General features: G+C 37.7%; 22 protein-coding genes and 1 pseudogene. 8 read left to right on the forward strand and 15 right to left on the reverse strand.

Going from position 1 to position 24,947, the window contains the following annotated elements; genetic code table 11:
- Nucleotides 1–352: 352 nt before the first annotated feature.
- The 10 genes from cyoD to acnA form a co-directional block, all read right to left on the reverse strand.
- Complete coding sequence (cyoD, locus tag ACFIJ0_RS03995; protein ID WP_375624718.1) at nucleotides 353–841, reverse strand: cytochrome o ubiquinol oxidase subunit IV; 489 nt, start codon at nucleotides 839–841, stop codon at nucleotides 353–355.
- Nucleotides 841–1,509 carry a cytochrome (ubi)quinol oxidase subunit III gene (locus tag ACFIJ0_RS04000; protein ID WP_375624719.1) on the reverse strand — a complete coding sequence of 223 codons (669 nt, stop codon included), beginning with the start codon at nucleotides 1,507–1,509 and terminating at the stop codon, nucleotides 841–843. The genes cyoD and ACFIJ0_RS04000 overlap by 1 nt, the downstream gene beginning before the upstream one ends.
- A complete protein-coding gene (gene cyoB / locus ACFIJ0_RS04005) occupies nucleotides 1,506–3,524 on the reverse strand; it encodes a cytochrome o ubiquinol oxidase subunit I (RefSeq protein ID WP_375624720.1) in 2,019 nt (672 codons plus the stop codon). Before cyoB ends, ACFIJ0_RS04000 begins: the two co-directional genes overlap by 4 nt.
- 75 nt (nucleotides 3,525–3,599) lie before the next feature.
- On the reverse strand, nucleotides 3,600–4,571 hold the full coding sequence (gene cyoA, locus ACFIJ0_RS04010) for a ubiquinol oxidase subunit II (RefSeq protein ID WP_375624721.1): 972 nt from the start codon (nucleotides 4,569–4,571) through the stop codon (nucleotides 3,600–3,602).
- A 152-nt stretch (nucleotides 4,572–4,723) separates the two neighbouring features.
- The gene (gene aroQ, locus ACFIJ0_RS04015; RefSeq protein ID WP_375624722.1) at nucleotides 4,724–5,167 is read right to left on the reverse strand and encodes a type II 3-dehydroquinate dehydratase; all 444 of its coding nucleotides are present in this window, start codon (nucleotides 5,165–5,167) and stop codon (nucleotides 4,724–4,726) included.
- Between the two features lie 54 nt (nucleotides 5,168–5,221).
- Nucleotides 5,222–6,355 carry a DNA replication/repair protein RecF gene (gene recF, locus ACFIJ0_RS04020; protein ID WP_375624723.1) on the reverse strand — a complete coding sequence of 378 codons (1,134 nt, stop codon included), beginning with the start codon at nucleotides 6,353–6,355 and terminating at the stop codon, nucleotides 5,222–5,224.
- A gap of 20 nt (nucleotides 6,356–6,375) precedes the next feature.
- Nucleotides 6,376–7,497 carry a DNA polymerase III subunit beta gene (gene dnaN / locus ACFIJ0_RS04025; RefSeq protein ID WP_375624724.1) on the reverse strand — a complete coding sequence of 374 codons (1,122 nt, stop codon included), beginning with the start codon at nucleotides 7,495–7,497 and terminating at the stop codon, nucleotides 6,376–6,378.
- 186 nt (nucleotides 7,498–7,683) lie between these two features.
- The gene (gene dnaA / locus ACFIJ0_RS04030) at nucleotides 7,684–9,255 is read right to left on the reverse strand and encodes a chromosomal replication initiator protein DnaA (protein WP_375624725.1); all 1,572 of its coding nucleotides are present in this window, start codon (nucleotides 9,253–9,255) and stop codon (nucleotides 7,684–7,686) included.
- Nucleotides 9,256–9,956: 701 nt separating this feature from the next.
- Nucleotides 9,957–10,223 (reverse strand): 30S ribosomal protein S20, encoded by a 267-nt coding sequence (gene rpsT / locus ACFIJ0_RS04035; protein ID WP_012754537.1) that lies wholly within the window; start codon nucleotides 10,221–10,223, stop codon nucleotides 9,957–9,959.
- A 236-nt stretch (nucleotides 10,224–10,459) separates the two neighbouring features.
- The gene (acnA, locus tag ACFIJ0_RS04040) at nucleotides 10,460–13,147 is read right to left on the reverse strand and encodes an aconitate hydratase AcnA (protein ID WP_375624726.1); all 2,688 of its coding nucleotides are present in this window, start codon (nucleotides 13,145–13,147) and stop codon (nucleotides 10,460–10,462) included.
- Nucleotides 13,148–13,444: 297 nt separating this feature from the next.
- Here acnA and ccmA point away from each other — a divergent pair, with 297 nt between their 5' ends.
- Genes ccmA through ACFIJ0_RS04065 form a run of 5 tightly spaced genes read left to right on the forward strand, consistent with a single transcriptional unit; the run spans nucleotide 13,445 to nucleotide 16,366 of the window.
- Nucleotides 13,445–14,056: a heme ABC exporter ATP-binding protein CcmA gene (ccmA, locus tag ACFIJ0_RS04045; RefSeq protein ID WP_375624727.1), complete on the forward strand. Its 612-nt coding sequence runs from the start codon at nucleotides 13,445–13,447 to the stop codon at nucleotides 14,054–14,056.
- 11 nt (nucleotides 14,057–14,067) lie between these two features.
- Complete coding sequence (gene ccmB / locus ACFIJ0_RS04050) at nucleotides 14,068–14,733, forward strand: heme exporter protein CcmB (RefSeq protein WP_375624728.1); 666 nt, start codon at nucleotides 14,068–14,070, stop codon at nucleotides 14,731–14,733.
- 46 nt (nucleotides 14,734–14,779) lie between these two features.
- Nucleotides 14,780–15,559 carry a heme ABC transporter permease gene (locus tag ACFIJ0_RS04055; protein ID WP_375624729.1) on the forward strand — a complete coding sequence of 260 codons (780 nt, stop codon included), beginning with the start codon at nucleotides 14,780–14,782 and terminating at the stop codon, nucleotides 15,557–15,559.
- Nucleotides 15,547–15,798 carry a hypothetical protein gene (locus ACFIJ0_RS04060; RefSeq protein WP_375624730.1) on the forward strand — a complete coding sequence of 84 codons (252 nt, stop codon included), beginning with the start codon at nucleotides 15,547–15,549 and terminating at the stop codon, nucleotides 15,796–15,798. The genes ACFIJ0_RS04055 and ACFIJ0_RS04060 overlap by 13 nt, the downstream gene beginning before the upstream one ends.
- On the forward strand, nucleotides 15,773–16,366 hold the full coding sequence (locus tag ACFIJ0_RS04065; RefSeq protein ID WP_375624731.1) for a DsbE family thiol:disulfide interchange protein: 594 nt from the start codon (nucleotides 15,773–15,775) through the stop codon (nucleotides 16,364–16,366). The genes ACFIJ0_RS04060 and ACFIJ0_RS04065 overlap by 26 nt, the downstream gene beginning before the upstream one ends.
- Nucleotides 16,367–17,282: 916 nt before the next feature.
- Here ACFIJ0_RS04065 and ACFIJ0_RS04070 read toward each other — a convergent pair.
- The 3 genes and pseudogenes from ACFIJ0_RS04070 to ACFIJ0_RS04080 form a co-directional block, all read right to left on the reverse strand.
- Entirely contained in the window at nucleotides 17,283–18,284 is a 1,002-nt protein-coding gene (locus ACFIJ0_RS04070) for an Hsp33 family molecular chaperone (RefSeq protein ID WP_375624732.1), read from the reverse strand.
- 36 nt (nucleotides 18,285–18,320) lie between these two features.
- A pseudogene (argF, locus tag ACFIJ0_RS04075) lies at nucleotides 18,321–19,255 on the reverse strand (ornithine carbamoyltransferase).
- Nucleotides 19,256–19,284: 29 nt separating this feature from the next.
- The gene (locus ACFIJ0_RS04080) at nucleotides 19,285–20,466 is read right to left on the reverse strand and encodes an aspartate aminotransferase family protein (protein WP_375644276.1); all 1,182 of its coding nucleotides are present in this window, start codon (nucleotides 20,464–20,466) and stop codon (nucleotides 19,285–19,287) included.
- Nucleotides 20,467–20,951: 485 nt separating this feature from the next.
- Here ACFIJ0_RS04080 and ACFIJ0_RS04085 point away from each other — a divergent pair, with 485 nt between their 5' ends.
- Nucleotides 20,952–21,485: a GcrA family cell cycle regulator gene (locus tag ACFIJ0_RS04085; protein WP_375624733.1), complete on the forward strand. Its 534-nt coding sequence runs from the start codon at nucleotides 20,952–20,954 to the stop codon at nucleotides 21,483–21,485.
- 776 nt (nucleotides 21,486–22,261) lie between these two features.
- Here the strand turns inward: ACFIJ0_RS04085 and ACFIJ0_RS04090 are convergent.
- Nucleotides 22,262–22,852, reverse strand: a complete 591-nt coding sequence (locus ACFIJ0_RS04090; RefSeq protein ID WP_375624734.1) for a Smr/MutS family protein — start codon at nucleotides 22,850–22,852, stop codon at nucleotides 22,262–22,264.
- Nucleotides 22,853–22,904: 52 nt separating this feature from the next.
- Nucleotides 22,905–23,597: a Tim44/TimA family putative adaptor protein gene (locus ACFIJ0_RS04095; protein ID WP_375624735.1), complete on the reverse strand. Its 693-nt coding sequence runs from the start codon at nucleotides 23,595–23,597 to the stop codon at nucleotides 22,905–22,907.
- Between the two features lie 172 nt (nucleotides 23,598–23,769).
- On the opposite strand from ACFIJ0_RS04095, the gene ACFIJ0_RS04100 reads away from it, so the two are divergent.
- Nucleotides 23,770–24,264, forward strand: a complete 495-nt coding sequence (locus ACFIJ0_RS04100) for an FxsA family protein (protein ID WP_375624736.1) — start codon at nucleotides 23,770–23,772, stop codon at nucleotides 24,262–24,264.
- 142 nt (nucleotides 24,265–24,406) lie between these two features.
- Complete coding sequence (gene secB, locus ACFIJ0_RS04105) at nucleotides 24,407–24,883, forward strand: protein-export chaperone SecB (protein ID WP_375624737.1); 477 nt, start codon at nucleotides 24,407–24,409, stop codon at nucleotides 24,881–24,883.
- Nucleotides 24,884–24,947: the final 64 nt, after the last annotated feature.

A 24,947-nucleotide genomic window follows, 5' to 3' on the forward strand; every position in this document is an offset into this window, starting at 1 on the left:
ATTATTACAAATAACTTTAATACTATCTTTAATATAAATCCTGTAAATCATAAAAACCTTACTGCTTCGTAGCTTTTATCTCACACAACATAAAAACTCGTTTCTCACATCCTCTTTCTTTGTAGTAAATTGTATAAACATCGCTTTTTGTATATGCTACAAAGAGCTATTTGTCTCAAAAATTAAAGCTTGACTCAATACCTCATGGAATTTCTCTTTTAAAATAAAATTACATTCAAAATCATGATACTCATTCCACTGATATCCTGTACCTACCTCCCTCTTTAATATCCTACGAATTTCTTGTAAGAGCTGATACATGCCGCATCAGCTCCACAAATATTTCTAACAACTACTCCACAGGAGACTGCGTACTTAGCCCCTGTTCCATAGGCATTTCTGAGCCCTGTATCTTTTCTAGCTGTTTTCTTACGGATATATCTTTGTTTGATAACTGCTCAGATATTGAAGAATCATCTCTACTTGATATTTCCGGTTCAATAACACGTCCTGAGCCACCCATCATATTATAATTCAAATGAGAAATAGCCCACCAAGTTCCCCCAATAATAACAAAAACGCAAATAGCAGCAAACCACAACGCACTTAAATTCCACTTGGCATCTGGACCAGAATTCAAGTGCAAAAAGAAAACAATTTGTACTATAATCTGAATAATCGCCATCCCAATAAGATACGCAACCTTTGTACTAACTGCCCAACTTTCCATCATCCCATACATCACAGGAACAAAAGAACCCAAAGTGAAAAATACAGCCAAAATAAAGCCGACCAAATAGGAACCAGTACTGGGACCATGTGTTTCATTTTGCACGCTCATCACAACGCTCCTAATAAATAAACCATGGTGAAAACACCAACCCATACAATATCAAGTAAATGCCAAAAAATGGAAAGGCATGCTAAACGTGTTTTATTGTTCTGATCCAAACCATTACAACGAAGATGAAAAAACATCACAACCATCCAAAGAAGACCAACACTTACGTGAAGTCCATGGGTACCCACCAAAGCAAAAAATGCTGACCAATAAGCAGAAAGAATCTCCCGTCCAAAAAGCTGTAAACCTGTTGCAGAATCAATACCAGCGTAAGCATTTGGATCGTAATAAAAGACCTCACCCAAAAGTTCATGAAATTCGTAAAGTTCCATACCAATGAAGCAACACCCAAATACAAAGGTAATAGCCATCCATAAACGCACACCACTGATGTTATTTTTATGTGCTTGTACCATTGTAAAACCATAAGTGACGGATGAAAACAACAAGAAAGCAGTCTCAACCAAAACAAATTTTAAATCAATAAACTCATTGCCCGCCTTACCACCACCATAAGAAGCAGAAAACACAGCAAAACTTGAAAAAAGTGTTGAAAACAGGATCAAATCTGAAAGAATATAGATCCAAAAACCAAACGTCATTACCGAACTACTATCGTGGTGATGTTCATCCACAGCACTCACATTATTCATTGTTACTGCACTCATACTGTCACTCCTTGTTCTTTAAGAACAGCTGTAAAGGCATCTTCAGTTTTTTGTACTTCTTCAGCCGAAATATAATAACCATGATGGTCACCTGTTAATGAATGACACACAAGCGTTGCAATAAAACCAATCAAGCCTACCGCAACAAGCCACCAAATATGCCAGACAAGCGCAAAACCAACAACTAATGAGAAGAATCCCGCAACAATTCCAGCCGATGTATTGGACGGCATATGAATTTTTGTAAATCCACTGGTAGGACGTTGATAACCACTTTTCTTCATATTCCAATAAGCGTCATCAGACTGTATTTTCGGAACTATTGCAAAATTGTAAGAAGGAGGCGGTGAAGAGATAGACCATTCCAGGGTCCGTGCATCACCCCAAGAATCATTTAATGTTACAGGTAAACGTCCCTTATGTTTGACACCGTACCAAATCGCCAAAACAACTTGCAGCACAAAACAAAGGATACCAAGCAAAATAATAAAAGCACCCAATGCAGCAATCACAAACATCGGTTGCCAACTAGGTTCCATGTAATGCTGGAGACGACGCGTCCCACCCATTAAACCAAGTGCATAAACTGGGAAAAAGGCAAGGTAAAAACCAATGAACCAACACCAGAAAGATGCAATACCCAATGCCCGATTTGGTTTATAACCAAAAACTTTTGGAAACCAAAATGCAATTCCCGCTAAGTACGCAAAAACGACACCCCCAATAATTGTATGATGGAAATGCGCTACCAAAAACAACGAATTATGAAACTGCCAATCAGCAGGCACAATAGATAATAAAACCCCGGTTAATCCACCACCAACAAATGTAAAAATCATTCCCATGCACCAAAGCATTGGAGGCTCAAAGCGAATCCGCCCCTTATACATAGTTAGCAGCCAATTAAAGACTTTTACACCTGTTGGAACGGCAATAATCATTGTCGCAATACCAAAGAAAGTATTCACAGCTTCACCGCCACCCATTGTAAAGAAATGATGACCCCAAACAAGAAGCGAAAGAATCAAAATAACCAACATGGCCCATATCATCGAAGTGTAACCAAAGAGGCGTTTTGAAGAAAAAGTTGATACAACCTCAGAAACAATTCCAAAAGCAGGAACAACCAAAACATAAACCTCAGGATGACCAAAAACCCAAACATAGTTAATCCATACCATTGGATTTCCGCCACCAACATTAGAAAAGAAATTCATACCCAAATAACGATCGCATGCCAAGAGTGCAAATGCTACAGTTAAGACAGGGTAAATAACTAAAATAAGGACATTGCTAACAAAAGCGCTCCAACAAAAAACAGGCATTCTCATCATCGTCATCCCAGGAGCACGCATTTTAATCAAAGTCGCAACGAAATTGACCGCCCCCATTGTTGTCGCTATACCAGAAAGTTGAAGCGACCATAAATAATAGTCTACCCCTGTATCTGGACTCGTTTGCAATTCTGTAAAAGGTGGATACATCAACCAACCACCACGACCAAAATTCCCAACACCTAGGGATATGTTAATCAGTATTGCTCCTGCAGCTGTAATCCAAAAACCTAGATTATTTGCAAAGGGAAAAGCAACATCACGAGCACCAATTTGAAGCGGTATAAGATAATTAAAAAGACCAAATAAAATAGGCGTAGCCATGAAAAAAATCATGATAGTGCCATGCGCCGAAAAAATTTGATCAAAATGGTCAGGGGGCAAATAACCTGCAGTTTCACTCCCAAGAGCTAAAGCTTGATGTGTTCGCATCATAAGTGCGTCCGCAAAACCGCGAACAAGCATAATAATTCCAAGAACTATATACATAATGCCTATGCGTTTATGGTCAACCGTTGTAATCCAATTTCGCCATAGAATCCCCCACCACCCAAGTACCGTTAGAGCAACAACAGCAATTAAACCAACCAAAACAATCGCAATACACGTGTATAAAACGATCGGCTCATGTGCAAGTGCATGAAAAGCACCTGCCGTAGGATCTGTAAGTCTTCCAAACATTTCTCAACCCATTTCAAATGAAATTCAAGTTTAAAAGAAACCTTATGTTAAAAGGGCTCTTTCTTTACTGACGCTTTAAATAACATCAGGATCAAATACTGAACATAGTGCACCCCATAGCGTCTGAGCAGCAGCACGTTTCATTAAATCCTCATTACATACCGTATTTTCATCGACACATCGATTAACAACACGATAGTAAAGCCGCTTCTCAACAGGTGCAAAATAACGAACTTCAGCATCTTTTTCCTTCGCAGCAATATCACCCATACGAGGCGCTATAGAAAGTTGACGATAAGATGCACGATCAAGCACTCGACCATTAGCCCGAGCTTTTACAATCCAATCCTCAAAGTCCTTCAAAGAAACAGAATGCCACTTAAACCGCATACCCGAAAAACCATCACCACTGTAATTTGCTGAGGTTCCTTTGAATACTCCTTGCTCTTCAGCGACCAAATGCAACTTAGCATTCATCTGCGGCATAGCGTAAAGAACTGTACCCAATTTGGGGACCCAAAAAGCATTGACAGAATTCTCTGACGTCAATTGCAATAAAACTTGACGTCCTTCAGGCGCATAAATCTCATTAATCGATGCAACACCATATTCAGGATAAATAAAAAGCCATTTCCAATCAAGAGAAACAGCATCAATCTGTAATGGCTTTCCTTCACCTACAACTTCCACTGGAAGAGGATTTGTAGGTTCAAGCTTATAAGTATAATAAGCTGTTAATGAACCTAAAACCATTACAATTACAACTGGAATACCCCACATCAATGCTTCAATTTTATTTGAATGCGCCCAATCAGGAGAATAGTCCGCTTTCATATTCGATGCACGATATTTTATAGCTAAAAATACCACACTCACCATAACTGGGATAACAACACAAAGCATCACCACCACACAAACAACTATCAAAATGAGCTGTTGACGTGCAACATAACCTGATGGCTGTATAACATCAATTTTACAACCAGACAAAAGCAGTGCTCCCCCTAAAATCACAAGCATTTCTAACTGTCTAACAAAGCTTTTCATCTTTATTTACCCCCGTCATATGCACCAAAAATTGTCATAAATATATATACCTCACATTGTACAGATTTGAAAATAATTATCAAGTGAATTCAATGCCTATATTACTCTTATCAAACGCTTACTCTTTACCTGTCACAATTTAATTGTTTTGCTTAATTGTTTTTTAATTGTTTTGCAATATATTCAAGTGCAAACCAATATCCATCACCTCCACACCCAGTTATAATAGCGTCTACGCCCGCAGATGTATAAGAATGGTGACGAAAAGCTTCACGCTGATAAATATGAGATAAATGAACTTCTACTTTCGGCCCTGAAAACATTTTTAGGGCGTCAAAAAGTGCAACAGATGTATGACTGTAAGCCGCTGGGTTAATGATCAATCCAGAACTTGCCTCTATTGCTTCTTGTATCCATGCTACTAATTGCCCTTCACAGTTACTTTGATAAAAATTTATTATAATATCATTTTTTTTTGCCCATTCTCTGCATCTTTTTTCAATATCTTCTAGAGTTTCAGTTCCATAAATTTCTGGCTCACGTTGACCTAGAAAATTTAAATTAGGACCATTTAAAATCGTTATCATCTCAGACATAGCAAGCCTTTTCTTTCAGACCTATCACTTATTAAAAAAATATTGAGCATGTTTTTACGGCAATAAAGCTCCATCCTTAATCTCAAAGAATTCCGCACGTCCTTTTAAGTCATCAAATAAAAGACGATCTGTTCCTGTCATAAATGTTTGTACAGCTAAATCATCAAGAATATCAAATAAAGCAGCACGTCGATGCGAATCAAGATGAGCAGCCATTTCATCAAGAAGAAGAATGGGAGCTTTTTCCGACATCATACCTGTTAGACGTGCATGACACAAAACTAAACCTGTCAGCAATGCTTTTTGTTCACCTGTTGAACAAGATGTTGCTGCTATATTTTTATCAGCATAAAAAACCTGTAAATCTGCACGATGTGGTCCTTCTAACGTCCGACCAGCAGCACGATCCATTGCGCGATTATGCCGTAATCGATCACAAAATTGCTCTTCAACTTCAGTTGCTGATATTTCACTAAGAGCTGTTTCCAAAAAACCATCAATTTGCAAAAAAGCTCGTGGAAAAGGTATCTGTGATGGCATTTGTGTAAACATGTCATTTAAAAGACGAATAACATCAACACGCGCCGCAGAAATAGCTGTCGCCAGTTCTGCCATCTGCTTTTCTAAAGCATCAAACCAAGCACAATCTTCATTTCCATCTAAAAACAAACGATTACGTGCGCGCATAGCTCTATCATAATCGGCTATGCGGCGCCTATGCAAGGGATCAATCGCCAAAACCATACGATCCAAAAAACTACGGCGCTCAAGAGAAGGACCTGTAAAAAGACCATCCATAGACGGTGTTAAGACACTAATATGACAATAATCTGTTAGGCAATCACCCGATTCATTCACACCATTAATATGGACCTTTCGACTGTTATCGCTAACCTCCAAAGCTGTACCAATCTTTACTTCACCATAAAGAGCGCATTCAAGACGCGCAAATACAACAAATCCTCCACCATCACCATCTACAAAGCTAACGTCAGAATAAGCAGCACGTCGCAAACCACGACCAGGAGAAAGAAAAGATAACGCCTCTAAAAGATTCGTCTTACCAGCACCGTTATGGCCAGTAAAAACCACATGCTGACCAGAAAAATGAATATTGAAAAAAGAATAATTGCGATAACGTAAAAGCTTCAGCTGCCTCACTGCCACTTTGTGTACATGACTGGTCATGCATTGCAAAACAATTGCCCCTAAACGCGAATAGGCATCAGTACATACAGCACATCCGCATCATCATTATCACGAATCAGAGCTGGTGCTCCAGCCTCAGCCAACATAAAAACCATCTCATCGCTTGAAAGCTGCCCAGCAATATCCAAAAGATAACGTGAATTAAACCCTATCTCAAGCGGTTCAGATGCATAAGTTACTGATAATTGATCTTCTGCACTGCCCGAATCTGGACTATTAACAACAAGCCTTAACTGTCCATGCTTAATCGTTAATTTAACTGCACGCCCCCGATCACTTGAAATCGTTGAAACACGATCAACTGCAGAAGAAAAGTCCTGCCTATTAACAATTAATTCTTTATCATTTCCAAGAGGGATAACACGTTGATAATCTGGAAATGTTCCATCAATTAATTTTGATGTAAAAATCACAGAACCTATAGAAAAACGAATCTTTGTCTCTGAAAGCTCTATACATACATCGCTATCATTTTCTTCTGAAAGAAGTTTTTGCAATTCTCCTACAGCTTTACGGGGCACAATAACACCGGGCATTCCCTCAACTCCTGGAGGAGCTTCCATCTCAACTTGTGCCAAACGATGACCATCAGTTGCAACCAAACGCAATTTCAAAACACCATCATTAATAATATGTAAATAAATACCATTAAGATAATAACGAGTTTCTTCAGTAGAAATAGCAAATTGCGTACAATCAAGTAAATGTTTTAAGCTTGATGCCGATAGCGAAAAACGATAACCAAACTGCCCAGGAAGCGACTCTGGAAAATCTGCCTTCGGAAGACACTGGAGCTGAAAATGTGCACAACCGGAAACAACGGACATTGTACCTGCTTTATTCTCATCGACTGATAATACAACTTCATTGCTATCAGGAAGTTTTCGAATGATATCATAGAGCAAATGTGCCGGAACAGTTGTTGCTCCCGCTTGTTTAATATTAACTGCAAAAGATTCCGTAACCTCTAAATCAAGGTCTGTTGCTTTTAACTGCACACGACCATTTTCTGCATCAATTAGCACATTCGATAAAATAGGAACAGTATTACGGCGCTCTACCACACGGTGAACCCGACCAAGAGACTTGAGAAATTGACTGCGATCAACTGTAATACGCATGAAAGCCCCGTATGATTTACTAAAAATTATAAGAATTCCTTAGAATTAAAAATAGATCCTCTTTAAAGAATCGCCTACTAGAGTTTATTAAACCTCTCTTAAAATGGCAAGTCACTCCTGTATAAGAAAAAATAAATCTTTTCATTAAATTCTTTAAAGTTTCTCCAAAGAAAGAAAAGATAGACACTATACAGCCTGTTCTCCAATCAACCGCTTAAGCAATTCAAGTTCCTTAGCCAAGATCTGATCACCACAAACCAAATCTTCAATTTTACGCACAGCGTGTAAAACTGTTGTATGATCACGACCACCAAAACGGCGCCCAATTTCTGGCAACGAACGAGGGGTTAATACTTTTGCTAAATACATTGCAACTTGCCGCGGCTTCACAACCGTACGTGTTCGACGATTAGATAACAAGTCCTGTTTAGAAACATTATAATGGCGTGCTACTGTACGCTGAATCTCTTCAATCCGAATGCGCTTAGGTTCACCAGAACGTGTCAAGTGACCTAATAACTCATCAATCCGCTCTAAAGATAAATCAGACTCAAAAGATTGACGAAACAAGAGCTGATTAAATGCACCTTCAATATCACGCCCCGACCCTAAAACTGTTTTCGCAATATATTCCAAGATATCATCAGAAATTGATACCATGCCATCATCTTGTTGTGCCACCTTCAATCGCTGGCGCAACATTTGCAAACGCATTTCATAATCTGGTGCTTCAATTTCAAGGGCTACCCCTCCCTGAAGACGAGAGCGAACGCGAAGATCAAGCGATTCTAATTCTGCTGGTGGACGATCTGCAGCGACAACAACTTGTTTTGCACTATCAAGCAACATATTAAGCAAATGGCAAAACTCATGTTGTATCGACTTACCCTGCAAAAACTGCATATCATCAATAATCAAAAGGTCGATATCACGAAGCTGTTCTTTAAAAGAAAGAGCATCATTATCACGAATAGCTGTTGCAAAACGCCACATAAAATATTCAGCAGTTAAATAAATAACGCGCGCAGACGTTAAACGCTTCAATGCAGAAGAAGCAATCGCTTGAAGCAAATGTGTTTTTCCTAAACCAACAGATGCGTGAATAAAAAGAGGATTAAAACGCAAAGCACTTTTATGCCCCTCCGCAATTGAACGCGCAGCTGCTAAAGCAACACGATTAGAAGCCCCCTCAACAAAACTTTCAAAAGTATAGCGAGAATCAAGTGGAGACCCAAAAACTCCCGTTTGAGAACTCTTAACTGAATGCTCTGCACAACTTTCAACAAAAGATGAAGTTGCCTGCGCCTCTAGCACAACAGAAGGAACACTTCTTTTACAAATGACATCTCTTGAAACGCGTTCCATACCACGAACAATAACTTCAACACGAAGAATTGCTGAATTCTCTTGTTTCCATAAATGAGTCAAAAGAGAACCATAGTGATTATTAATCCATGAACGTAAAAAAGCTGTAGGAACAGAAAGCTTTACAAGAGTATGACTATATTCAGCAAGCTTCACACGTCCAAACCAACTCGTATAAGCCTCAACACCAACCTGCACCTTTAATTGCGCCATAACACGTATAAAAGCCGCCGCACTTTCCTCCTCTGAAACAATAGAATGCCCTATAGAAGCATTTCTACAAACGTCCTTATCACTCTCCGTCATCCTATTCTTTATTATGTTCTCTGCCGACAGGATATTCACCGAAACCCTTTTAAAGGAACTAGCTTTAGAGTTCAATTTATCCACCATCTTCCATCCTGATAAAAATAAAATTTTGTCCTGCCAAACAGCTAAAATAAATCTAGCGAAGGCAAAACGCCCTACCCCAAATAAGATTACTCATCCTCCCCTAGGATAGCCTCATCACAACCCCACTAACAAAGATGACCAATAAGATTTACTTGCACTCATGATATGACCTACCCTTCTAAAATGGTAAACATATCCATTAACAAAACTAAAAAACCCTCAAAAAACTCTCCAGCACAAAAGCTTCGAAAAGCCTAAATCAAAACATCTTGTATTCAACAAAATACAGAATAATGCGCTGATGTGACCCCTTCATGCTTTTTAGTCTTCATAAGAACCATACAAAACAGCAGAGGTAAAATGCAAGAGGTCAAAATAAAATCAAAAAAACCCGAAAAAAATGCTTATATCAATGATTCCTGAAAAAAATATTGATTCAATTCATTTTTTTTCTTTAAATTTACCAATAATTAAAGAATCTCTTCAGATTTAAAAAAAAAAAATAAAATGCTTGACAAAAAAGACTCTGTAAAAATCCACAAAGCTTGTGGATAACCATACTCCCCCTATAAACTTTCTCTCCTTTTTCAAGAGGAGAATCATTATCAATTCTTATTTTCAATAGAAACTTTTTGAAATAATAAACAAAAAGCCAGCATCCTCATGGATACTGGCTTTATTCTCAATAAAGGAGAAAAAGCTTAAACGCTGAGAGCCTTCAAACGTTTAGCTAAACGCGATACTTTCCTCGCAGCAGCATTTTTATGAAAAACCCCTTTAGAAACCGCACGCATAATTTCAGGCTCAAAATTCTTAAATGCAATTTCTGCAGATGCCTTATCGCCACCCGCTAAAGCATCATCAAACTTACGTATAAAGGTACGAACGCGTGAACGGCGGGCCCTATTAACCTGTGTGCGCGCCGCAACCTTGCGCACCGCTTTTCGAGCAGAAGGTGTATTCGCCATAAATATAATCTCTCTTTCAACACCTTGGTAAAATGAGTCTAAAAAACAACTCTACCAATACAAATAATCCAACCCAAGCAAAACTATAAAGCTGCCTATAACTGTGTGGCTTATAACGCAATCCCGAAGCTAACGTCAATTAGATTTTCAAAGATAGTCATAAAAAAACGACGCCAAACTCTGTGATCCGCAACTTTATAGCTTAATAATAGATATTCCTCAACAAACAAAAGAATTTAAACGGCTAACTTACGCAAGACATATTGCAAAATTCCCCCATGATGCAAATAATCTAGCTCATCTTCAGTATCAATACGGCATAATAACGGAACGGTTTTTATCGTACCATCAGAAAAAGTAATTATCGCTACTGTCTTTTGACGAGGTTTTAAGTCGTGAATTCCTTCAATTGTCACCTTTTCATCTCCCTTTAAGCCTAAAGATTTCCAACTTATACCCTCCTCAAAGACAAAGGGAACAATGCCCATACCAACAAGATTAGAGCGATGAATCCTTTCAAAAGACTGCACAATCACTGCTTTTATACCAAGAAGATTGGTACCTTTGGCTGCCCAATCGCGGGATGATCCATTGCCATATTCAATACCAGCAAAAACAACGAGTGGAATACCTTCTTGTTTATACGCCATTGCTGCATCGTAAATGGCTTGTTCTACCGCTAACGGATAATGAACTGTATAACCTCCTTCTCGACCATTTTCCCCTAACATGAAATTACGAATGCGAATATTGGCAAAGGTCCCACGGACCATAACTTCATGATTCCCACGACGCGTTCCATACTGATTAAAATCAGCCACTTTAACACCATGATCCATTAAATATTTTCCGGCAGGAGAAGCTGCTTTAATAGAACCAGCAGGAGAAATATGATCCGTCGTGATTTTATCGCCAAATAAACCTAAAATCCGTGCATCTTTAATATCTGGTAAGATATCAGGTGTTTTCTGCATATCATCGAAATAAGGTGGATTGCGTACATAGGTGGATTGCTCATCCCAAGAATAGGTAGAACCCGTAGGAATCTGAACTTTTTGCCAATTTTCATCTCCCTTAAAAACATCTGCATACTTTTCGGCAAAAACCTTACGCGTGACATGTTTTTCGATAAACTCCTGTATTTCTTGAGAAGTTGGCCAAATATCTCTCAAGTAAATGGGTTGACCATTCGAATCTTCACCAAGAGGTTCCTTGGTTAAATCTTTACACACCGTCCCGATGAGCGCATGTGCAACAACTAACGGTGGTGAAGCTAAATAATTCGCTTGCACATCAGGAGAAACACGCCCTTCAAAATTACGATTTCCTGAAAGAACTGCAGATGCAATTATACCATTTTCATTAATCGTTTTGGAAATAGCTGGATGCAAAGGACCAGAATTCCCAATACATGTTGTGCACCCAAATCCTACTAAGTTAAATCCTAATGAATCTAAATCTTTTTGCAGACCCGAATTTTGAAGGTAAGCTTCAACAACTTGTGAACCAGGTGCAAGAGAAGTTTTTACCCATGGTTTGCTCTTGAGACCTTTTGCTACAGCATTTCGTGCCAAAAGACCCGCCGCAATAAGAACACTTGGATTCGATGTATTCGTACACGACGTAATCGCAGCGATCACCACATCACCGTGACCAAGCGTATATTCTTCACCCTCGACCTGATAACGCTTATCTTGTCCAGAAGTCTTCTTATAGTCTTCGACCAATGCCTTCTCAAAACCCTGCCCAACATTTTCCAATGCAATACGTCCTTCAGGACGTTTAGGTCCAGCCATAGAAGGGACAACTGTTCCCATATCTAATTCAATTGTATCACTAAAAATGGGATGAGCCACCATTTCGTCATGCCACATCCCTTGTGCTTTGGTGTAAGCCTCTACTAAGGCAATCCGATTTTCATCACGCCCTGTCATATTGAGATAACGCACTGTCTCCTTATCAATTGGGAAAAAACCACACGTTGCTCCATATTCAGGTGCCATATTTCCAATCGTTGCCCGATCAGCAAGCGTCATCTGCTCCAAACCAGGACCAAAAAACTCAACAAATTTACCGACAACACCCTTCCGGCGCAGCATTTGAGTCACCGTCAATACGAGATCGGTGGCTGTTACACCTTCTTTAAGTTTACCTGTTAGACGAAAACCAATCACTTCAGGTAACAACATAGAAACAGGTTGACCTAACATTGCTGCTTCTGCTTCAATACCACCAACACCCCAACCCAAAACCCCTAAACCATTTACCATAGTCGTATGCGAATCAGTTCCCACACAGGTATCAGGATAAATCGTCTCACACCCCTCTTCATTCTTCATCCATACACATTGTGCTAAATATTCTAGGTTAACCTGGTGACAAATCCCTGTTCCTGGGGGAACAACGCGAAAATTTTGAAAGGCTTGCTGCCCCCATTTAAGGAAACGATAGCGTTCACCATTGCGTTCATATTCATGCTCAACGTTTTCCTTAAAAGCCATGGAATTGCCAAAAGCATCAACAATAACTGAGTGATCAATGATGAGATCAACAGGAATGAGAGGATTGATTTTTTCAGCGTTACCGCCAAGTTTAACCATAGCATCACGCATTGCAGAAAGATCAACAACTGCTGGAACTCCTGTAAAATCCTGCATAAGAACACGTGCAGGACGGTAAGCAATTTCTGCTCCAGCACTCCCTTTGTCGTTTAACCACTTAGCAACATTGAGTATATCCTCTTGTTTAACTGTGCGACCATCTTCAAATCGCAATAAATTTTCGAGAATAACTTTCATCGAAAACGGTAAACGAGAAACACCTTCAAGTCCATTCTTCTCCGCTTCGATCAAGCTATAATAAGTATATTCTTTGCCACCAACATTTAATACTCTGCGACACTTAAAGCTATCAATTTGAGTCATGACTGTCCACTCTCAATACTATAACCGCCCAATTTCCAGGAATGAACAACACAAACTACGAGTCAAGGTCGCAGCTTGAGCGCAGACGCAATTACCTCCGCTATCCATTTCCCCCTCCACCCTCTCATAGGCAAATGCGGAAATCAGCGCCAGAAACCATTCTACACCAGATATTGATGTAAGGTGTTCCTTATAGAACTATTTCTAGAACTATTCTAGGTACAATTGCATAAAAAATGTGTTTTTTTATTCTATAATGCAATAAAGAATGAAAATAAAAACAAAATAGGCAATCACATGGTGTTATCAGGCAAAGATTTAGCCGCTTACAGAAACGAGGAAATTCTGTTTAAAGGTCTTTCTTTTTGTTTATTTTCACAACAACTTATGACAATCACCGGCCCTAATGGTATCGGAAAGTCTACATTACTCCGAATCATTGTCGGTCTTCTTGAAGCTGCTGAAGGTCATATAATACTTAAAGACCATGATCAAATATACCCTGTTACAACTGCTTGTCATTATCTTGGTCCTCAAAATGCTATGAAACCTCGCTTATCCGTTATGGACAATTTGCAATTTTGGGCAAATTTTTACGGTCAACATTTACGCGTTGTGCATGAAGCTCTTGCCGATATTGGTCTTTCTAACCTTGAACATTTACCCTTTAACGCTCTTTCAACTGGACAACAAAGACGCGTAGCTATTGCTCGCCTTTTTCTCTCCTATCGTCCTCTTTGGATTTTAGATGAACCAATATCTGGGCTTGATAACCATGCTCAAAAACTCCTTGCTCGTATTTTCCAGCGTCATCTCAATCAAGGTGGTATGATTATCGCTGCAACTCATAATTCTCTAGGTATCCCAGAAAACCATAAAATCGCGCTGGAAAAATTTTTACCTCTCTAGGAGAAAATCAAATGAAAGCACTGTTCTGGCGTGATCTTAAACTATTATTAGCGCCACAAGCCTCTTCACTAACAGGACTATTGTTTTTTATCGCTGTTGTTGTCATAACCCCCTTTGCAATTGGACCAGATCCCAAAATTCTTGCACAAATAGGGCCAGGTATATTGTGGTTTGGAGCCCTTCTTGCAGGAATCCTCAATCTGAACAAACTTTTCCAAATCGATCGCGATGATGGTAATCTCGACCAATTTATCCTTTCAGGAAAAAGACAAAGTTTTACACTAATTGTCTTTACCAAATGTCTTGCCCACTGGGTAGGAACAATGCTTCCTCTTATTTTTGCTACACCTATTTTAGCCCTCATGCTCCATTTAGATGTAACAATAACTTTTACAACAATACTTACCCTTTTATGTGGAACACCAGCCATTATTTTTATTGGCGCTATAGGCGCTGCACTCGCAACCTCATTGTTGCACAGTACTCTGCTTATTTTTATCATTATCTTGCCGTGGGTCATTCCAATTATGATTTTTGGTGTTTCGGCTGCTACATCCCCAATAAATCCAAATATTTCTTTTCTAACGTCCTTGGCTCTTCTCAGCGCTTTTTCACTTCTTTTGAGTCTCTTTAGTTCTTTTGTTGCTGCGATAACGCTTAAACTTTTATCAGAATAATAAAAGATGATTGCCGCATAGCAAAACTCTGACTATTATGAATTTCATGAATGAACTATCTCATACATATAAAATCAGGTCACGCCCTGCAAGTTTCAGCCTTTTCATGAAAATAAGCAGTATCGTCTTACCTTGGTTGGCCGGCATGGCATTGTGTTTCCTTATCTTAGGGCTTATTCTGGTGATGGATTCCCCTGATGACTATCAACAAGGTATTACTGTTAAGATTATGTACCTTCATGTACCCTTTGCGTGGTTGTCTACATTCTGTTATGTAACGATGAGTGCAGCGGCATTAGGAAATCTGATTTGGAAATATCATCTTGCTAATGTGGCACTTAAATGTGGGGCGCCTATTGGGGCAATTTTTACCGCCCTGGCTCTCATGACAGGAGCACTTTGGGGGCGACCCACATGGGGAACATGGTGGGTCTGGGATGCACGGTTAACATCGGTTTTAATTCTGCTTTTTATCTATCTTTCTATTATCCTGCTTGGACGTGCTTTTGACAACCAAGTAAAAGCCGCTCGCGCTACTGCAATTCTTACACTTGTTGGATTTGTTAATATTCCTGTTATTAAATTTTCCGTTAATTGGTGGAATACATTGCATCAACCAGCATCATTGTTACGTGCTGGAGGATCAGCAATCGACAATGCTATGTTATGGCCCCTTATAACAATGCTATTTTGTTTCATCTTTATGTTTATCGCGCTCTATTTGATGGCTATGCGAAATGAAATCAATAGTCATTATATCCGAATACTTCAGATTAAAAAATCCCGTCGTGCACAACAACAGGACTCTTCATCATGCTCGACCTAAATGGCATCCAGGGCGGACTTTTAGGAAATCTATCTCAGAAAATTGATTTTTTCCTTAGCACCCTTAAACATGAGCAAATTGTTGTTTTAAGCTATGTGCTTTCTGCAATATCCCTCTTATGTCTTATTGGATATATTCTTTGCAAAGCCCTATATCAAAAAAAAATTCTCCAACAGCTAAACAAAAAAGAGCTGTCACAAAAAGAAAAGTATAATGAAAAACAACCCTCCAAAACTTAAAAAAAATATATTTTTGCCTGTTCTGCTTGTTTTTTTTGGACTATTTGTGCTTTTTCTTCTTCCCATGGTGCTTTTTTTCAACTTTATGGATAAAAAACACCTTCAAGATTCTTCTCGTCTCCCAAACGCAGTGGCTGAAAAATCTGCTCCCAATATTCATCTTCCTCTCCTTGATAAAGAAAATTATCTCAATTCAAAACAGTTTAAAGGACGTGTCACATTGGTCAATTTTTGGAGCTCTTGGTGTTTACCCTGTCGCGAAGAGCATCCTATTCTTATGAAAATTGCACAAGATAAACGTTTTGATCTGATTGGTATTAATTATAAAGATAACAAAACAAACGCCCTGCGTTTTTTAAACAGTTTTGGTAATCCTTTTAAATTTATTGGCTTTGATGTTTCAGGATATACAGCCATTGATTGGGGAATATATGGACCCCCAGAAACCTTTCTCTTGAATAAAGAAAACATCATTATTGCCAAACATGTTGGTCCCTTAACATGGCAAATTTATCAAAAAAAAATTCTACCAAAAATTGAACAAATGATCATGACAGAAGAAAAATAAAATAATGCAGGTTTGTAAAAACATAACGTTTTATCATGCTATGTATAATGCTATTTTATTTATACGGACTCTCATTCTTCTTAGGCAAATTTGACAAGAGCATTATCATTGTTGATTCAAAAACATGTGTAAAGAAATATCTGTAGAGCAAATCTCCAAAATATGACAAAAATTTAAGTAGTTTTCATTTTTCTTTAGCGATTAAATATCTGTTTGGGAGCTTTATTTTTGATTGTTTGAATAAAACAATATTGCTATAGAAACATCGTTAGATTAGTGAAAGAAACCAAATATTATTTTCAAAATTATATAGTGTTCTGTCTCCGCTTTTTTATCTGAAATGCACATTGTTATAAGAGGACTTCACCACTATTTTCATCTTTATAAAAAATCAATCCGTTCCTTTGCAGCGTCATTGTTATATTTATTCCCATTACACTATCTGTTCGTAAGTGACTCCATAAAGTCCATATTGAGTCTATACATTCTTATTCTCTCGATAATTTCTCTTATGATTATAACTAATAAGCTTTTTTTGACTCTTAATCGGGTAAATTCGAGTAAGAAAATATGACTACAATCAAAAAATCTCATTTAACAGAGAAGATACGTTATGAGTACATAATCAATCTATCAATGAATATTGTAAAAGAATTCATTGTAAGAAATAAACTTTTGAGATGTAAAAAGTAAACAAGAAGCTTTTATGAGAGGAGAAAATATATTTTACAGAGAACTCTTTTTTAAGCACTCTATGACGTGATTAATGATTTCAACAGAAAAATCACTCGTATACATTAAAAAACTCTAAGACAAGAAATATTCTAGAAGTTCACATGAACTTATGCGTAAACTTTTATGACGCAAATAAAATAGGCTTTTGTTGCAATCGTCATTTTTTATGAAAAATTTTTGATTATGTTTTTTCTTCTAAAAATTCTTGAGGTGTAAAACAATACGTTGTTGAGCAAAATTCACATGTGACTGAAATATATTTATTTTTAACCATTTTATTGCGTTCATCAATAGAAAATCCTTCTAGGATTCCTTTAATTTTTTCGTGTGAACAAGAACATTGATCGACAAGAGAAAAAGGATTAAAAACTCTAACACCTTGTTCATGAAAAAGACGGAACAAGAGCTGTTTACAACCGACTTGGGGATCTGTTAATTCTGAACTTTCAATCGTTGCCATGAGTATTTTAGCTTCCTGCCATTGGTTATCCAATTGGGTATGTGTTTTCGTTTCTTCTCCCTTTTGCTGAGAGGCATCTATTTTATGATGAGACAATTCTTGGGGTAAAAGTTGGATCAAAATACCTCCAGCTCTCCAGCTTTTCTGCGGTTTTCCTTGTTGGTCACGGTTAATTAATATAGCAACAGCCAAACGGATATCGGTAGGAATTTGTTCTGATTGATCAAAATAAATACGAGAAGCTTCTTGTAAATTTGATCCATCTAATGCAACTATTCCTTGATAGGGTTGCATATGGGGACCTTGATCAATTGTAAAAGCTAAAGTGCCTTTTCCTAAAAGTGTTTCTGAAGAGATTTGATTATTGTCTATGGCTTGTTTAAGCTGTTCTTTATCAAAATGAGCGTATCCACGTAAGCTGGAAGGAGGCGAAAAATCGCACACCAACATATTAACCGGTCCATCGGAATGAGTTTGTAAAATAAATTTTCCCGTAAGCTTTAGAGAAGTTCCAAGCAGAACAGTTAAAAGTAAAGCTTCTGCTAGAAGATAAGAAACCGGTTCAGGGTATTGATGTCTTGTGAGAATAGAATTTAAAGTTTCCCCAAGTTGTACGGCACGTCCGCGGATATCAAGTTCTTCGACTTGAAAGGGAATAACAGTATCATTTTCATGAAAGAAGTTGTTGTTGAGAGAGGCTTCATCTTTAGCTTGTTCACTCATAGCTTTGCCTTCTTTATATAATTTGTTGTAGGGAGGCTATTGTGGAGAGAAAAACGCATCTTGTAAACACCAAAAAAGAATTGTTTTTTGAGCATGAAGACGATTTTCAGCCTTATCGAAAGCAACGGAGTGCGGTCCATCAATCACAGAATCAACAACTTCTTCACCACGATGAGCAGAAAGACAATGCATAAAAAAAGTATCAGATTTTGCTAATTTCATGAGAGCTTCATTAGACTTGATAAGGCTGAAAATAGAATAACTGCAAGCACGAAATTCTTGTCCCATGGAGACCCATGTATCGGTCATAATACAAGCAGCATCTTGAGCTGCTTTTGGGGGATCATGGATTAGTGTAAGGTGCGCTCCTCGTTCACGTGCCCAATGTATAAATTTTTCTTGTGGTTCACTGCCTTTTGGAGTGGCAATACGCAAATGGAAATCAAAAAGAGCCGTAGCTTCAATTAAGGAATGGAGCACATTATTACCATCCCCCATCCACGCAAATACTTTGCCAGAAATTGGCCCCAATGCTCTTCATAGGCTAATATATCTGCTAGAATTTGGCAAGAATGTGTATCATCTGTAGGGGCATTAATGACAGGAATTTGTGCATATTGTGCCAATTCGAGCATATGTTGATGTTTTGTTGTTCGCAATATCACGATATCCACAAAACGGGATAAAACACGAGCTGTGTCAGCTATAGTTTCACTATGACCAAGCTGCATCTCTGAACCCGTGAGCATGATTGTATCTCCCCCAAGCTGGCGCATACTGATATCGAATCAAATACGGGGTCGTGTGGATGGTTTTTCAAAAATCATCGCAAGTTTTTTACCCATAAAAGGTTTAGAACCTTTCCCTACTTTAAAAGATGCTTTAAAGATTTTTGCATAATCGATCAGTGCGCGTGCTATTGCTGGCGTTAAAATGGATAAGTCCGTGAAATGACGAAGAGCATTTGTCATGTGTGTAATATTTGTCTTTCTTTGTTGACTTACAAAAGATAAGCTATTGCTTTTTCAATACGATGCAAACTTTCATCTATTTCTTCTTCCCTAATGATAAGAGGAGGCAATAAGCGCACAACATTGTTGTTGGCAGCAACACTTAAGAGATATTCATTTTCTAAAGCATTAACAACAAGATTTGAAGACACAACACACTGAATACCCATCATTAGGCCCATCCCCTGAACTGCGCAGATAATATCAGGATAGATATTGAGAATGTGCAAAAGTCCACTTTTTAGTTTATTCCCCATACGCTGAACATGATTGAGAAAATTTGGCTCTAACAAAATATCAAGAACACTATTGCCTACAGCCATTCCAAGAAGATTTCCTCCAAAAGTTGAACCATGGGTCCCAAGTGTCATGCTTTTTGCAACTTTATCCGTTGCAAGGCAAGCACCTAATGGAAATCCTCCTCCTAATCCTTTTGCGAGGGTAAGAATATCAGGCGAGACATCACTCCATTCATAAGCAAAAAGCTTTCCTGTTCGTCCTATACCCGTTTGGACTTCATCCAAAATCAATAACAGACCATTATCATCGCATATTTTGCGCAAAAATCTTAAATATTCACGAGAAACCGTTCGTATTCCTCCTTCTCCTTGAATAGGTTCAATAAGAATAGCGGCGGTATTTTTATTAATAGCGTTACGCAAAGCGATTTCATCACAAAAAGGTACTTGAATAAATCCACCAGCTTTAGGTCCAAAGCCTTCAAGATATTTTTCATGCCCAGTCGCAGCAAGTGCTGCAAGTGTACGTCCATGAAATGCCCCTTCAAAAGTAATTATTTCAATGCGTTCTGAATGACCAGCAGCATAGTAATAATGACGTGCCGTTTTGAATGCGCACTCCAATGCTTCAGTGCCTGAATTGCAGAAAAAAACCTTATCCGCAAAACTATTTGCACAAAGCCGCGTGGCAAGAGCTTCTTGTTCAGGAGATTGAAAAATATTAGAAACATGCCAAAGTTTTTCAGCTTGTATTTTGAGCGTATCAACCAATTTTGGATGTGAATACCCTAATGCATTAACAGCAATTCCAGATGTGAAATCAAGATACTGTTCTCCTTTATCGGAAATAAGCCATACACCATGCCCCTTTTCAAAATGCAAATTTCGTCGTGCGAAGCATTCATAAAGTGGTTGTATAGAGACGGCATCCATCATAATTTCCTTTATATTTTAACCTTTTTAATATATATACAAAGCAACACTACAAATGAAACAACATGGTACATTTCGTTACGGTGCTTTCAACATTTCATTACGATTAATGATTACACCTATGGAATAGATCATTACACCAATTGAAAAAAAGTCAATGAAGGTTCTACCAATAAATATTTTGGGAAAAAGTCCTAAGCAAAAGTGACGGCTGAACCTATGATTGATTTGCAAGTTGGGGAAAACATTCTAAATAAACTCTTCAAGACGTAAAGGCTCTTGTCATGGAGTGAGTGCATATTATAATTTACAAGATAATAAGCAAGATAATGTGTTTTGATTTGTAAGTCCACAGGTTGGATGATTTTCTTATGCTCGCTTAGAGTGTAAAATTTTTCATTCAGCGTAATGAAAACATTATTAAAATATTTGAAGATGCAAAGGCGGAGAGCATCTTAGTGACGTAATCGGAATGGAGTGCTGGTATGGGTTGGACATGTGAACGCGTTGAGCTTCTTAAAAAGCTTTGGAGTGAAGGGTTAAGTGCAAGTCAAATTGCTGCTCAATTAGGTGGGGTCAGCAGAAATGCAGTCATCGGCAAAGTACATCGATTAAAGTTGCCAGGACGTGGTAAGACAGCACAAGGAAGCGCGCGTGCGCAAAAAACTCCCGCGGGAAGCAGCCCATCATCTCCACGTGTGCGTCGTAATACATCCACGGTATCGCCAATAAACACATCATCTGTAAGTATTGAAGAAACAGCTTTAAAGACAGAATTTGTAGCGGAAGATGTAAGAGAAATTGATATGTCCACAAAATCCAATGTAGTTGTGCCTATATCACGTCAACTTAATCTTCTACAATTGAGTGAAAATACATGTAGATGGCCGGTTGGTGATCCATTATCAGCAGATTTTCATTTTTGTGGTGCAGATTCTGATGAAAATAGCCCCTATTGTGCCTTTCATGCTAAGCTAGCATTTCAACCAATATCTGAAAGACGTCGGATAAGAATGTAATATCCTCGATTGAATCTCATATTCTACGCCTTCTGCGCTTCGTTATTAAATTTTAATTATCGAATTATTATGAGAAAGAAATTTGATGGAACTTTTAATGAATGAAAAAATTTCTTCATGAAACTATTCAACAAAATTGTGTCTTTTGGTGCTATTGCGCAGCTATGTGTTGTAAAGTTATATTCCTGTTTATTTTCAAGATTCTCTCTAATTTAGTTGTACTGCTTGTAACACTATCCATAGTAATATCTTTTGAATAAGACAGTTTCTCAATTTCTCATGTTTTTATTCTTCGTGCATTTAATAAAGTAATGCTGTGGTTTATAAAAATAATTTATCGCTTTGCAACCTACAATAAGATCCATCAATATCTCTCTCATTTTAAGCCCTCTTATGTTGAATCAATCAAAATCTTTCGTTTGGGCGTCACGAGCGAGATGAGAACTGTGGGGAGTAAAAACACTTAAAGAAAAGCATGCCTCTTATAAATGCTTTCAAATGCCAAGGGCTTCAAGGGGTGTCGCAACATTGGGAAATGCTTCTTTAAAACAAGCCCGTGAATATATACAATTCAATGGCGTTCTGTTTTGCGTGAGGAATGTGCTCCTATTAAAGAACGCGATAAACAAAAGCGTAAAGCAATACGTAGAATGTAAAATAATATATTTATAATTTTTTATAAAAAATTATAAATAAGGGAATATTGTATTCAAGGCTCTTACGCAATATAAGAAAACAATAAATTATAATTATAAATCCATATTAAATCTAGAACATCACTTTCCTTTTCCCGACACAAAACGGCGCAACCAAACATAAAGCGCACCTTCTCCGCCATGCTGACGCGCTGCTTGCTCAAACGCATGGACATAATATCGAAAAGCTGGTGTTGATAACCAATACGGAACAAATCTATACAAAGCTCCATCGCTCCCAACGGATCGTCCTTTTCCTGTAATCACAAGGACATAACGCAATCCTCTCTGCTGAGAGGATTGTAGAAATTTTTTTAAGAAAAAATAAGCTTCTTCCTGCATATAACCGTGGAGATCAAGACGCGCCTCAAGAGGATAACGTCCTTGGGAAATTTTACGATGTGCAACATGATCAAAGAAATGAATCTTTTGTGCTTGTGTAACTGCCCTCTTTTCTCTTTTAATAATTGTCGAGGGTTGTTGATTTTCTTGAGACAATGAAGAGATTTGAGTTACAGGCTGTTTTTTATCACTAATATTTGCAATAGTTTCTGAAGTGGAAGAGAGCATCTTACCGTGAAGCGGTGTTATCGTACGACAAACCATCTCCCATAAAAGACGATCTTGTGAAGCCAATAAATCTCTTTTTTGTCTCCATTTACTTGAGGACATTTTAATTTCTCATAAATCATTGAATGCTTATGGAAGAAAAACAAAAAGTATTTTAATTTTCATTTTCTGTAGCAAAAAGCTTCCAGTTGGGATCTGACGATAAACTATTGCGAACAAAAGTCCAAATATCCCTGATTTCTACAATAGCATCAGGATCACCATCTATACGCTCGCCCTGTTCATTATAAGTAACAGAAATCATCTCACTGACAATACGTATCGTTAAAAGCTCATCCTTTTCTTGTATTGCCGCCGCAACAAATTCAATCTTATTAATTCCAACAAAAGTGAACTCTATTCTTTCTTTATTTTTTTCTCGTTGCTCAATAGCCGTACAAAAGCTCTCAAAAACATCCTGACAAAGCAAGCTTTTAAGTTGATTGCGATCACCTTTGGCAAAAGCTGTTACAATCATTTCATAAGCAATTTGTGCACCTTTTATAAAAAATTGAGGAGAAAAATGAGGATCAATTCTATGCAATTCCCGCAAATTTTTATTCAAAACACTCCCCTCCGGTGAAATTTTATCAATTTCACTAAAGTCGTCTTTTTGTGAATTTTTCTGATGAGGGAACGAAACAATATTATCAGCCGTTTCTGCTTCAACCTGTTTTTTAGAACGACGTGAATAAGGATCAAAGGGTGGCTTTTCAAACCCAATTCGTTTCCCTAATACATTACGGAGTTGCACAAAAATAACAACCATAACAACAAGAGCTATGACAAAAATAACGTCAAATTCCATGGGCGCTGTCAATCTCCAAAGCTTAAGTCTCTAATAAACATTGCAGTCAATACCATTTATCAATAAATATGTAAAATAAGGAATCCTACCATTCAAATATTTTTATAGATTTTATATTAAACGGAGTGCTCTTAAGAATTTCTCCCCTACTCATCCAGAAGGAAATTTTCATGTGATAAAACTTTATTCTATAAATCCTCGTTTTTTTGTTGTTATCTTTCTTTGCATTCTTTTAATCGAGATCGCTGGTTTTATCTTTGTTGGTCAAGAAATTGGTATTTTGGCAACTTTGAGTCTGGTTATTCTCACAACCATAGTTGGGGTTGTTTTATTGCGAATTCAAGGGATTAGCCTTTTAAAAAACATACAAACTGAACTTATCCAAGGACGCACATTAGAGAATAATATTATTAATGATGTTTTTATCGTGTTTAGTGCAATTTTACTTATTCTTCCCGGCTTTGTAAGTGATTTCTTGGGAATATTACTTCTTATTAAACCAATTCGCTCTGTTGTTTGGCATTTCTTTACAACATTAAAAAACAAAATGAATTCCAATACTAAAAGAAAAAATGACTCTGAAAAAATAATTGATCTTAACGCAGAAGATTACACAATTTATGATACGACAGAATCTCCATGGCGAAAAAATGATGATAACCATTGAAATGCCTAAAAAATCTGTAACAAACTAAAAAAATATTCAAGATAAAGAGCGCATTTCTTGCAACCTTTTGCAAGGCGTGATAACCAATTTGGTCTTTAGATCTAAAATAAATATACATATTATAATGAGAGAGGTTCGTCATATGGCCGAAGGTGAAATGAATAACAGTGGTGGAGAGCCGGTTTTTGCTGTATTAACTCAATATTTAAAAGATTTATCATTCGAAAACCCAGGTGCTCCTCGTTCATTGCGTGCACGTGAAAAATCACCACAAATTGATATCAATATTAACGTCAATGCTAACCCAATTGGTGATGACAATTATGATGTCGTTTTGTCTCTCTCCGTCAAAGCCAATGATGAAACTGAAACCTTATTTCATGTAGAACTGATTTACGGTGGTGTTTTCCACCTTAAAAACATTCCACAAGAACATGTTATGCCATTGGTCTTTATTGAATGTCCCCGTCTTTTATTCCCATTTGCTCGCCAAATTATATCTGATGCCACTCAAAATGGTGGTTTTCCACCTTTATGGATTGATCCTATTGATTTTGCAGCCCTTTTCCAAAAGCGTCTCGCTGAAGAACAAAAAGACAATCAAATACAGCCCTCTTAAAGAATTTATTCTTTTGCTATCATAAAGCCCCTTGATATATTATTGGTATATTAGGGGCTTTTTT

It is taken from the genome of Bartonella sp. OC68QHHN, assembly GCF_042193875.1.
Classification (GTDB): Bacteria; Pseudomonadota; Alphaproteobacteria; order Rhizobiales; family Rhizobiaceae; genus Bartonella; species Bartonella grahamii_A.